Source organism: Microcoleus sp. Aus8_D2, assembly GCF_036702665.1.
Lineage (GTDB): Bacteria > Cyanobacteriota > Cyanobacteriia > Cyanobacteriales > Microcoleaceae > Microcoleus.
Window position 1 is genome coordinate 458,399 of the sequence record NZ_JAUBUN010000001.1, and the last position, 11,808, is coordinate 470,206.

Consider the following 11,808-nt stretch of genomic DNA (forward strand, 5'->3'; position numbering starts at 1 on the left):
TCATCAGTCATTAGTCATCAGTCATTAGTCATCAGTCATCAGTCATTAGTCATCAGTCATTAGTCATTAGTCATTAGTCATTAGTTATTGGGCATTGGGCATTGGGCATTGGGCATTGGGCATTGGGCATTAGTCATTAGTCATCAGGAAGAATGAAGAAGTCATTAGTTATCAGTCATCAGTTATCGGTCATCAGGAAGAAGGAAGTCGGATTTAGTTATCGTCCTGAGATCGGGAAGAAAAGAGAGGTTCACAAATTCTGCAATGGTTGCTATATTAAGACTTACACAGGGTGGGTTAGAAACCCGGTTTCTGCCTAGATACTTCGCTGACAAACCAAGATTTATCCCCGAAACCGGGTTGCTTTGGTTTAACTTTTGTATCCAAGGGATTTTAGCGTTTTTAAACTCGCTTTAAATCTCAAAGTGATGTTTGTGTCAACCGACTTATCAGAGAAATATGTCCTACAAATCCTTCACTTTTCAACAATTAAAAGAGCGGTTTGGATTGGAGATCTCACTCAGTCCTATTTTGAGTACCAAGGTTATTCCTTTAGAACCCTCCCAATGGCTGTGGAAAGCCCTCGAAATTAGTTCTCACACTGCTGTTACAACGGCAAAAGAACGTTCGGAACGGATTATTTCTCCTATTTTGTTAGAGTCTAGAGAAAAAAATAACAGACAATTTTCTATATTTTCCGGTTGGTCATTTGATGTAGATGTTTCTCGGGGATTGCATGGAGAATGCGACTTTATACTGTCTTCCGTGCCGTTGGATTTTGAAATTAAAGTTCCGTTTTTTGCAGTCAGAGAAACGAAAGGCGGAGCAATAGAATCTTGTCTGCCACAGTGTGCCGCGCAAATGGTGGCGGCTCAGCTATTTAATCAACGCCAACAAAATTCAATACCTGCCGTATTTGGCTGCGTAACTACGGGCATTGTCTGGCGGTTTATTAAATTAGAAGGAAATAATTTAATGATTGATGATGATGTTTATTATCTCGATAATCTTCCTCTAATTTTAGGGGTTTTGCAAAAAATAGTTAATTTATACAAATAATAGGTTTGTAGTGAGGACTTCAGTCCTCTCTTATTTGATGCGGACTGAAGTCCTCACTACGAACCTGATTAATGTTGTTTATCATAAATTAAATAATATGACTGTACGAACGATCGCACTTACTCCCGAACAAACAGCGCTAATTCCCATTTATCGCGAAAAGTGGCGGCAAATTGGACTGTCGATCGCACTCCTCGTGAAGCGTAGCTATCCCGTAGGGAATCGCCTCCTCGCGACAGCCGCCATCCACACCGCCTACAACATCATTGGCTGTCGGGAACCGGAAATTATTTTCTGCGACAGCCCTTACACAGCTTTGAAAGCTCTTGAACGGCTAAGGATACGCGATTCTGGTCTGGAAACTGGTAGCGAAATTCGAGACAAAATTCATAATGAATTGTATGATACATTAAGAAGTCAACTCGAACGGAAACTGGAAAATCAGATTTACAGCCAACTCTATAACCCGCTGTACGCTCAACTAATCCGTCAATTCCAAATTCATGTTAAAGACGAAGTTTATGCCAAATTAGCAAAGAAGATGGGCGGGAGATTTCACCAATTTTTTGTCAATATAACCTATAATAATAACTGGATCTTATCCGAACTTTCGGCCTGTCACGGAAGTTGGGTTGATTTTTGTATTGAGGTGTTAGGATTGGAGTGCGATCGCTCTTTGTACTCAGCCTTTAAAGCCTTAGTCGAAAACTGCGGCTGGATTTACCCGTTTGAGAAAAAGTGCTTTGTGTGCGATCGCCCGCGAAAAATTCATTTTGACAGCGAATATTTGCTCCACGCTTTATGTCAGCCCGCCATCGAATTTGCTGACAACTTCAGGGTATACTCTTATCGTGGCGTGCTGCTACCGGAAAGCATCGGTCAAGTTCCGCCGCAGTCTTGGGAGGCTTCATGGCTGCTAACAGAAAAGAATGCGGAAGTGTGGCGGGTGTTGATTGGGGCGATCGGCTATCCGAGAATTTGTCAAGAATTACAAGCAATAGAATTGGATACTTGGCAAGAATATACTTTGTTAAAAATTGATAATGATGTTGACATAGAGCCAATTTATTTGTTAAAGATGACTTGTCCGAGTACGGGACACATTCATGCTTTGCGAGTGCCGCCACAAGTGCGATCCTCTTCGAGGGCTGCGCTAACGGCTAAAGAAGCAATTAGCTGGGTAAATTGGGGAATAGCGCCCGAAGAATTTCAAGTGCAAACGTGATATCGTGTCCGATCGATTAACCGCACTACCAGCCGTTCGTAGTGCGGACTTCAGTCCGCAAAATGCTGCGGACTGAAGTCCGCACTACAAACCGTTTTTATGATGGTAATCGACTGGGCATGATAAGACAAGAAATTTGAGAGTTTTGAGTGCGAGTTTGCAGTTTAAAGAAATACAGCCCCGCCTTCACCAGCGTTCTGCACAACTCCAGAAAAATTAAAAAATAATGTAGATTTACAGCCTGCACTTGGTACTATGTACTCTGGCAGCTAAAACCAACAACTTCAAATCGACATGAGCCAGCATTCAGACCGCATTGCCCCTCACGGCGGCATCCTGGTCAACCGCATTGCCACACTAGACCAAAGACAGGAATTTTTTGACAAAGCAGAGTCCCTGCCGCGAGTCCAGCTTTCGGATCGATCGATCTCCGACTTGCAAATGATCGCCATCGGCGCCCTGAGTCCTCTCAAAGGGTTCATGCCAGAAGCTGATTATCGATCGGTAGTCAAAGAAATGCGCCTCTCCAACGGCCTCCCGTGGTCGATTCCCATCACCCTCCCAGTCAGCCAAGCAGTCGCCGACACCCTCACCGAAGGCACCTTAGTCCGCCTCGACTCCCCCGCTGGCGAATTTGTCGGCATCTTGGAACTCGCAGAAAAATACCGCTACAGCAAAGAAGAAGAAGCCCTCAACGTCTACCGCACCGACGACCTCAAACATCCGGGCGTTCAAGTAGTAGACCAATCCGGGCCAGTTAACCTCGCAGGCGAAGTTTGGCTGCTGGAACGCGAACTAGATGTCCGGTTTCCGCAATACCAAATTGACCCGGCAAAATCGAGAATGCTGTTCAAAGAAAAAGGATGGAAAACCATAGTTGGTTTCCAAACCCGAAACCCCATCCACCGGGCCCACGAATATATCCAAAAATGTGCCTTAGAAACAGTAGACGGATTATTTTTACACCCGCTAGTCGGGACAACTAAAGATGACGATATCCCTGCTGACGTGCGAATGCGCTGCTACGAAATTCTGCTAGATAAATACTATCCAAAAGAGCGCGTAATTTTAGCAATTAATCCGGCGGCGATGCGCTACGCCGGGCCCAGAGAAGCAATTTTTCACGCTTTAATTCGTAAAAACTACGGCTGCACTCACTTTATTGTAGGGCGCGATCACGCTGGAGTTGGCGATTATTACGGCACTTTCGATGCCCAACACATTTTTGACGAATTTGAACCCTCAGAATTAGGAATTGTGCCGATGAAATTCGAGCACGCTTTCTATTGCACGCTGACCGAACAAATGGCTACAACTAAAACAAGTCCCAGCACTCCCGAACAGCGGGTGCATTTGTCTGGTACGAAAGTGCGCGAGATGCTGCGCGCTGGGAAATTGCCGCCCCCGCAGTTTTCTCGACCCGAAGTCGCCGCCGAATTGGCGAAGGCCATGAATATTTTCAGTTACGAGATTTAAGTCTTCAACTTGGGTGCTGGCGACATTCTGAAGATTTTTTAATTTTGGGTTTTGAGTTTTAAATTTGCAAGTTAAAACTTAAAACTCAAAACTTAAAACTTAAACATTATCTTAATAATTAACTGTCACAATCTAATTGAATTCCCCTAAGATGATGATTGAGGGGAATTTAACTTAAAATTCAAAACATAAAATCCAAAGCTATTTAAAAATGGGACTGAAGCGGAGGGAATTTTTGCAGCAAGCTGGCCGGGTGCTGGTTGCACTGGGAATCAGCGAGGCTGGGTGGTTGCGGTTGGGATCGCGCTACCTCCAAGCTTTAGCCCAGCCGACAGCCCGTAAATTGGCTTTGTTGGTGGGCGTTGACAAATATCCAGACTCGCCTCTCCATGGCTGTGTGACGGATGTCCAATTGCAGCGGGAATTGCTGATATATCGGTTTGGGTTTGCGCCGTCGGACATTCTGACTTTGACTGATGCTCGCGCTACCAGGGAAAATATCGAGACGGCTTTTGTAACTCATTTGAGCGAACAAGCAAAACCTGGTGATGTGGTGGTTTTTCACTTTAGCGGTTGCGGTAGTCGAGTTAGTTCGATCGACTCTCCGGCAAAAATGCAAAATAGTTTAGTACCGGCGGATGACGTGGTACCGCTGTTAGCAAATAGATCGGTAAACGATATTTTAGAGGAAACGCTGTTGCAGTTGGTACGATCGCTCGCCACAGAAAATGCGATCGCCATCCTCGATACCAGTCACACCTATCCGGGTTTCCCCAAAAACGGCAACTTTCGCATTCGTTCCCGTCCCCGCCCCACCATCGGGCAGCCAAGCCTCGCAGAATTAACGTTTGCCGAAGGCCTCAACTCCCGCCCAAATCACCGTTCTGCGCTCGCCGTACTGGCCGCGGCCGCCAATTCCCAAATCGCTGCCGAACAAGAATGGAACGGATTTACTGCGGGTTTGTTTACCTATGCGCTCACCCAAACTCTGTGGTTGGCAACTCCCGCTAGCAGTTTCAGCGTCAGTTTTAGTCGCGCGGCGGGCACAGTCGAGCAAATGGCGGGGTTATCGCAACAACCGCAAATTTGCCATGACGATTTAACCGCACCGCCGACGCTGAATTTGGCAAGTTTAATGTTGAATTCGGCTGCTGCTGACGGGGCTGTGACGGCGGTGGAAGATGGTGGCAAAACTGTGCAGTTGTGGCTGGGCGGGTTGTCGCCTGGGGTTTTGGAGTGTTGCGCGGACTCTGTGTTTGCTGTGGATGCTGCGGAGGGCGATTCCCTAGGGGATAGCAATGCTTCACGATTTTTGCTGCGATCGCGCACCGGTTTATCTGCGAAAGCTCAAATTTTAGATAAGCTCGATCGTACAGAAAGGCAATTAACACCCGGCGATTTAGTGAGGGAAGAAATTCGGGTATTGCCGCGAAACATCGGTTTGACAGTAGCTTTAGACTCTGGTTTGGAAAGAATCGAGCGGGTGGATGCTACCAGTGCTTTCGCCACTGTACCGCAAGTTTCAGCAGTAGGGAGCGAGCAACCGGCTGACTTTCGCTTCGGGAGAGTCCCTGAAACTATTGTCGCTCAGACTCCTGCCGCTTACGAGCCTGCTTTGTATCAAGGCCGCTACGGTTTGTTTTCTGTCGGCCAAATGCCGATTCCCGATACTCAGGGCGACGGGGGAGAAGCGGTTAAAGTGGCGGTACAGCGGTTGACTCCGCAGTTGAAAGCATTGCAGGCGGCGAAGTTGCTGCGGCTGACTGTCAATGAGACATCTTCCCGGCTGAAAGTGCGGGCGGTTTTGGCAACTCTGGCGCCGCAAGCGCGGGTGATGGTGGAGCGGGAGTCGGTGCGGGCGAGCGGCGATTATCGCTTGCAACCCCTGAGCGGAGAAACCGATAAATCGAGTAACTTGGGTATACTAAGTCTGCCGATCGCCAGCCGAATTCAATATAGATTATATAACGAGAGCGATCGCCCGGTTTATGCTGCGGTGTTCTGCTGTGACAGCGCGGGACGGCTGTCAGTGCTGGGTACGGAGGGGGGGATGTTGCGGGCGATCGCTCCTGGGGACAATGCGAGCGTGCCGGCGACTGGAGCTTTCGGGTTGGCGGTATCGGGTGCTTTGGGCTTGGCGGAAACGTTAATTATAGTTAGTGAGAGTCCGTTCGATCGCGCTTTGGCTGCAATGGAAACGCAGCAAATTAGGGATACCGCGCCCGTCGTGCTATTGAATCCTTTAAATGTGGCGCGGGCTGTGTTGGAAGATTTGCACGCGGCTAGCATTCCGGGCGTGCAGAAGCTGGGGATAGCGACGGAGGATTTGGCTTTGGATGTGAATGTTTGGGCAAGTTTGAGTTTTGTTTATCGGGTGGTTTAATTTGGGCATGGGGCATGGGGCATGGGGCATGGGGCATGGGGCATGGGGCATGGGGGATGGAGTATGGGGCATTGGTAATGTTTTGTACAACCTACGGGAAAGGGGGAAGGGAGAAGGAATATGGGGTATGAGTTAGGGATACGGCAATGCCGTCTCCTCTTTTTCCCGATTGTCGGTAGTGAAAGTCGATCGGGCAAAACAGGGCAATTCGATCGTACAACCTGGTAAATTTTACCCGTAACTGGTTCCAAGGCTCTGCCTGGGAACCCATACCCAGAGGCTCTGCCTCGGCATAGAATTAAGGAGGCAGAGCCTCCAGATCTTCGTTACCAGGCACAGCCTGGTAACGAGTAAATCGCGCTTTCTCTCAGGAGGAATAAACCTTTTCCACCAGTTGAGCCAAACGTTTCATCGCAGTTTCAATCTCATCATTCGTCGCAGTCAAACTAATTCGCAAACACTCGTGCTTGTGCTGCCAATCTTCCCGCAAGCCGGGGAAGAAAGAACTTCCCGGCACGACAATTACACCGACTTTCTTCAATTCTTGGTACATTTCCCAATCAGTCATTGGCAAATCTTTCAGCCACAACCAGGCAAAGATTGCTCCTTCGCCGCGATGCAAGAACCAGGGCAAATCCTTCGGCATTGCGTGTTCTAGCGTAGTTTCAACTACTGCAAATTTGCTTTGATAGTACGGGCGAATTACGTTGAGAGAAATGTCGGCTAGTGCGCCGGACTTAATGGCTCTAGTTGCGATCGCCTGTCCGTATCTCGGCGAGTGAATGCACATATTGGTCTGAAAAGATTCTAAAGTTTTAATGATTCCTTCATCGCCGATCGCAATTCCGATTCTTTCACCAGGTAATCCGGCTTTGGACAAACTCATGCAGTGGACGATATTGCCACCGAATATCGGAGTCATTTCGGTAAAGTTTAAGGCGGGGAAGGGAGGGCCGTAGGCGGAATCGACCAATACCGGCACGTCGAAAGCGGCTGCTAAATCGGCGATTTTCTGCACTTCGCCGTCGGTGAGGACGTTGCCGGTGGGGTTGCAGGGACGGGAAAAGATGACGCATCCGCTGGTTTCGTCGATCGACAGTTGGCTGAAATCCGGGCGGTATTTGAATCTGTGGGCGGCTGCATCAATATCTAGGGTGGGTTTGCAGGCGATGACTGCTTCGGGAATTAGGCTCACGCCGCCGTAACCGGTGTAGTCTGGGCTCAGCGGCAGAACGATCGATTTTAGGTTGCGGATTTGAGATTTTGGATCGGAAGTGTCGGCGATTGGTGCGGTGTAGCCGCCGAAAGCGTTGGCTGCATAGAAATAAATTGATTGACTTCCGGGAGTAATTAGGATGTTGCGATCGGTCAAATTGAGGTTGTAACGTTGGTTAAAATCGGCCAATACTACATCGATAAACGGCTGATAGCCTTGGCTGGAACCGTAGCGACAAACGACTTCGCCGTATTCTGGGCCCGCTAAAAGTTCCGCAGTACAGTCGCGCCACAATTGCTCGACTTCCGGCAAAATCACCGGATTTCCGGCGCTTAAGTTGATAAATTCCTGCCCGTTGCCGGCTCTGAGAGTTTCTATAATATCTTTCATAATTGCCCGAACTCCTGTGAGTTGGGACATTTGAGTGCCAAATTGTGTGAGGGCAGGGTTCATGATGCGGCGAGGATGGTAGAGGTTGATGGTTTATTTATGATAGCTTTTGTGCGATCGGTCTCAGGATAGGATTGATGGTGTGGGTTCGCTCGGGCGATCGGGCTGTGTGTTTTGCTGAAAAATTAGGATTGACGGAGCGATCGGGTATTTCCGTCATGGCCAGGAACCAAGCAATCTCCGCATCTGTTGCTCATGGGCGATCGGTAAATTCTGAAAATGCGGGAATCGGTAGGTGTAAAATTTGGAGTGTCAGATTTTTCGGCTATAATGTAGGTGTCACAAGGGTTTGATGCTTCTATCTTCTAAAAACGATTCCCGCGATTGCTGAAACCTATGCCAGACAATAGTTTGAAGGGTATATGAAAAATCGGGTATTGACAGACCGAAGGCTGAAATGGTACTTTTGGATCGGAGTCCCGCAAATGAACCTTGAAAACCAAATATACCAACGGTTTCAAACACCGGCGGCGGCGGGGAAACCCATAAATCCCTACTAGGGATTGAAACTTGATGCTTACAAGCCTGCGCCTGCGCCTGCTTTTGCGGGGAAACCCATAAATCCCTACTAGGGATTGAAACGGCGTAGGCAGCAATGAAAATTCGGTTTCGCTTGTGCGGGGAAACCCATAAATCCCTACTAGGGATTGAAACACAACCAACCACCCGGACGCGGTGATGGACGTGGCGGGCGAGCGGGGAAACCCATAAATCCCTACTAGGGATTGAAACTCGGGCGGTGACGATCTAGCACGGGAAGTCCTGCCAGAGCGGGGAAACCCATAAATCCCTACTAGGGATTGAAACAAGACATTTTAGAAAAAACTTTTAAGGCAAACCGAGCGGGGAAACCCATAAATCCCTACTAGGGATTGAAACTTAGATTGGGAAGAGTATGCAATAGAAAACACTAGAGCGGGGAAACCCATAAATCCCTACTAGGGATTGAAACTGGGTGGAAAAGACGCGGCAGGGGCTGCAAAACGCGGGGAAACCCATAAATCCCTACTAGGGATTGAAACATTATCAATAGAAACAGCAGCCATCCAACCAGCGCGGGGAAACCCGTATTTCCCTGTCTAGGGCTTGAAACGACCGTAAAACGTAAGCCCCCGCGAAAAAACCCCTAAATCCCGATCGCGCATTCAAACCAGATTAAAATGATCGAGTTACATAGACCTTATATCTAAATTCCCATGCGTATTTGGCAAGCCGATTTCTACCGCCGCCCTCTCCGAGACGAAACCGGCAAACCATTGTGGGAACTTCTCATCTGCGACTCGGCACAAACATTTCAATTTAGCGCCCTTTGCCGCCAGTCGGAAGCAAACTCAAATTGGCTGGCGGCCCAATTCCAGCAGCAAGCTCAAACCCAGAATTTGCCCGACATCATTCAAGTATTTAGACCTCAGTCTCTCAGTTTAATCGAAGCTGCGGGCAAAGTTTTGGGTGTCAAAGTAGAAGCCACTCGGCGCACCGCCTCCCTGAAAACCCTGCTGCAACAACGCGCCCAAGAATATTCCAGTTTGCCTAATTATACTGGTGAAGCTTATCGGGCGATCGACCTAGAAACACCTCCACCAATCCCCCTACCCGAAAACCTCTGGGGCGATCGCTGGCGTTTTGCATCGCTACCAGCGGGCGACATCGTAGAAGCTTTCGCAGGGCGTCCCCTCCCCATACTAGAAATGCCCGAATTTCTATTACCCCTGAACTTAGGCCTAGCCTCAACAGTACCCGTACCTGGAGTAGTAATTGACGGCGGGCGACAGTCAATGCGCCTAGCGAGATGGCTTCAGGAAGCCAAACCCTTCGCCTTAAACTATATCGCCGGAGTTCCCGACGGATTGATTTTGGAAGCTGGATTAGCCGATCGATGGGTTGTCGCCACCTTTGAAGATAGCGAAGTAAAAGCCGCCGCCGAAACTTACCAACAGCGCAAACAATCGAGTAAAGGATTGCATTTCCTGTTAGTGCAACCGGATGATACTGGCATGACTTATACAGGCTTTTGGCTGCTAAATTTTAATTCGTAATAGTTAATGCCGAATCCTAAACATCCGCAGCCAGTAAAACTTTAACAAAACGATCGCCCTTTCTAGCTGCGGACAAATGAAACTATCGGAGATTATCTTATTTTTTATTTCAAAACTCGATCGCCAAAATCAGATTATCACCCGCAACAAGCGCCAGCAGATACAGACTGAAGCACCCTTTTTAAAAGTCTATCTATTCCACCACCAGAATCAATCCATCTTGGATTCCCTGATGCACTCGGTTAATCTGACACCGTTCCTTTTCGTTGAGGCGGCTTGTCGAAAGCATTGCAGACTTCAGCAGCCGCCTGTCGAGAGGCGTAATTTGGCGGAAAGCAAAGATTCGTTGGACGATCGCCTCGATCGCGATTTTTGGTACATTAGCAGAACTGACTGTCATCGTTTTAACACCTTCCAATTAGGTAACAGAACTCTGTAATTTTATTTTTAAAGATTCAGTGAAGATATAATGTGATTAAGATCACAATAATTATGTAACACAATAGTGTATATAAAGTAACAATTGTTACAAAAATTAAATTATCTTTACCCCAACTTAACGATGGCCCGATAGAATCACTGTTGTAAAACTGAGGCAGAGAGTAAAATGGCACAGGCAAAAATCGGCATTATCGGCGGCAGCGGTTTGTATAAAATGGAAGCCCTCAAGGATGTGGAAGAGGTAAAAATCGATACACCTTTTGGCGCGCCATCGGATGCAGCCATTGTGGGAACATTGGACGGTACGCCCGTCGCATTTATGGCCAGACACGGCCGAAATCACAGTTTTTTGCCCTCGGAAGTGCCGTATCGGGCAAATATCTACGCCATGAAGAGTCTGGGAGTTGAGTATTTAATCTCAGCGTCAGCGGTGGGTTCCCTCAAGGTAGAGGCCAAACCTTTAGATATGGTAGTGCCAGATCAGTTTATCGATCGCACAAAAAATCGAGCTTCTACATTTTTCGGAGAAGGAATAGTCGGTCATATCACCTTTGGCGATCCGATTTGCGGCGAATTGGCTAAAGTGTTGGTAAGCGCGATCGAATCTTTAAATCTCGCCGACGTTTCCCTGCATCGCGGCGGCACCTACGTCTGCATGGAAGGCCCCGCATTTTCCACAAAAGCAGAATCAAATCTTTACCGCAGTTGGGATGCGACAGTCATTGGAATGACAAATTTGCCGGAAGCAAAATTAGCCAGAGAAGCAGAGATGGCCTACGCAACTTTAGCATTAGTCACCGATTACGACTGTTGGCATGAAGGACACGACAGCGTAACCGTAGAAATGGTAATCGCCAACTTGCACCGCAATGCGGAAAATGCCCAAAAAGTAATTCAAGAAACAGTCCGGAGACTAACCGAAAATCCTCCGGTTTCTGAGGCACATTCCGCTTTGAAATATGCAATTCTGACTCCACTGGATAAAGTTCCTCCCGCAACTAAGGAGAAAATGGGTTTGTTATTGCAGAAATATTTGTAAGTTCCTAAAAGTTGTACGAAACCGGGTTTCTCGCTACCTTACAAATTCTGGTACACGCTAATCTCAGAAACCGGGTTTCTTCCTTAATTTCTCGTACTCAGCCGCAATTATTCGTAGAAACCCGGTTTCTCGCTACTTGCTCGCGTCTGGGTACACGCTAATCTCAGAAACCGGGTTTCTTTCTAAATTGTTCGTACTCAACAGAAATTATTCCAAGAAACCCGGTTTCTCGCCACTTACAAAGTCTGGGTACACGCTAATCTCAGAAACCGGGTTTCTTCCCTTATTGTTCGTACTCAGCCGAAAATATTCGTAGAAACCCGGTTTCTCGCTACTTGCAAAGTGTTGGTGTACCCTAATCTCAGAAACCGGGTTTCTTCCTTTATTTCTCGTACTTCACCGAAAATATTCCAAGAAACCCGGTTTCTCGCCACTTACAAAGTCTGGGTACACGCTAATCTCAGAAACCGGGTTTCTTCCCTT

Annotated in this window: 10 protein-coding genes and 1 CRISPR repeat array; of the genes, 8 read left to right on the forward strand and 2 right to left on the reverse strand. The window is 47.7% G+C overall.

Translation table 11 applies throughout. From position 1 onward, the window contains the following. Positions 1–459 precede the first annotated feature (459 nt). From QUB64_RS01940 to QUB64_RS01960, 5 genes are all read left to right on the forward strand, one after another. Positions 460–1,059 (forward strand): hypothetical protein, encoded by a 600-nt coding sequence (locus tag QUB64_RS01940; RefSeq protein WP_333273820.1) that lies wholly within the window; start codon positions 460–462, stop codon positions 1,057–1,059. A 97-nt stretch (positions 1,060–1,156) separates the two neighbouring features. Then, positions 1,157–2,284, forward strand: a complete 1,128-nt coding sequence (locus QUB64_RS01945) for a DUF6745 domain-containing protein (protein ID WP_333273818.1) — start codon at positions 1,157–1,159, stop codon at positions 2,282–2,284. 294 nt (positions 2,285–2,578) lie between these two features. Further along, the gene (gene sat / locus QUB64_RS01950; protein WP_333273815.1) at positions 2,579–3,760 is read left to right on the forward strand and encodes a sulfate adenylyltransferase; all 1,182 of its coding nucleotides are present in this window, start codon (positions 2,579–2,581) and stop codon (positions 3,758–3,760) included. 211 nt (positions 3,761–3,971) lie between these two features. Continuing rightward, positions 3,972–6,143: a caspase family protein gene (locus QUB64_RS01955; protein ID WP_333273812.1), complete on the forward strand. Its 2,172-nt coding sequence runs from the start codon at positions 3,972–3,974 to the stop codon at positions 6,141–6,143. Continuing rightward, on the forward strand, positions 6,124–6,279 hold the full coding sequence (locus QUB64_RS01960; RefSeq protein WP_333273810.1) for a hypothetical protein: 156 nt from the start codon (positions 6,124–6,126) through the stop codon (positions 6,277–6,279). The genes QUB64_RS01955 and QUB64_RS01960 overlap by 20 nt, the downstream gene beginning before the upstream one ends. A 231-nt stretch (positions 6,280–6,510) precedes the next feature. Here the strand turns inward: QUB64_RS01960 and QUB64_RS01965 are convergent, their stop codons facing one another. Continuing rightward, entirely contained in the window at positions 6,511–7,812 is a 1,302-nt protein-coding gene (locus QUB64_RS01965; RefSeq protein ID WP_333273807.1) for a valine--pyruvate transaminase, read from the reverse strand. Between the two features lie 74 nt (positions 7,813–7,886). On the opposite strand from QUB64_RS01965, the gene QUB64_RS01970 reads away from it, so the two are divergent. Next, positions 7,887–8,102: a hypothetical protein gene (locus tag QUB64_RS01970; RefSeq protein ID WP_333273805.1), complete on the forward strand. Its 216-nt coding sequence runs from the start codon at positions 7,887–7,889 to the stop codon at positions 8,100–8,102. 180 nt (positions 8,103–8,282) lie between these two features. After that, positions 8,283–8,831: direct repeats of the CRISPR family, unit length 37 nt; unit sequence GCGGGGAAACCCATAAATCCCTACTAGGGATTGAAAC. Between the two features lie 174 nt (positions 8,832–9,005). Continuing rightward, positions 9,006–9,845 carry a Tab2/Atab2 family RNA-binding protein gene (locus QUB64_RS01975; RefSeq protein ID WP_333273802.1) on the forward strand — a complete coding sequence of 280 codons (840 nt, stop codon included), beginning with the start codon at positions 9,006–9,008 and terminating at the stop codon, positions 9,843–9,845. Positions 9,846–10,038: 193 nt separating this feature from the next. Here the strand turns inward: QUB64_RS01975 and QUB64_RS01980 are convergent, their stop codons facing one another. Then, positions 10,039–10,245, reverse strand: a complete 207-nt coding sequence (locus QUB64_RS01980; RefSeq protein ID WP_333273799.1) for a hypothetical protein — start codon at positions 10,243–10,245, stop codon at positions 10,039–10,041. A gap of 207 nt (positions 10,246–10,452) precedes the next feature. Between QUB64_RS01980 and QUB64_RS01985 the strand changes: the two genes are divergently transcribed. Then, positions 10,453–11,325, forward strand: coding sequence for an S-methyl-5'-thioadenosine phosphorylase (locus tag QUB64_RS01985; RefSeq protein WP_333273796.1), 873 nt, complete (start codon positions 10,453–10,455; stop codon positions 11,323–11,325). The last annotated feature ends 483 nt before the right edge of the window (positions 11,326–11,808 follow it).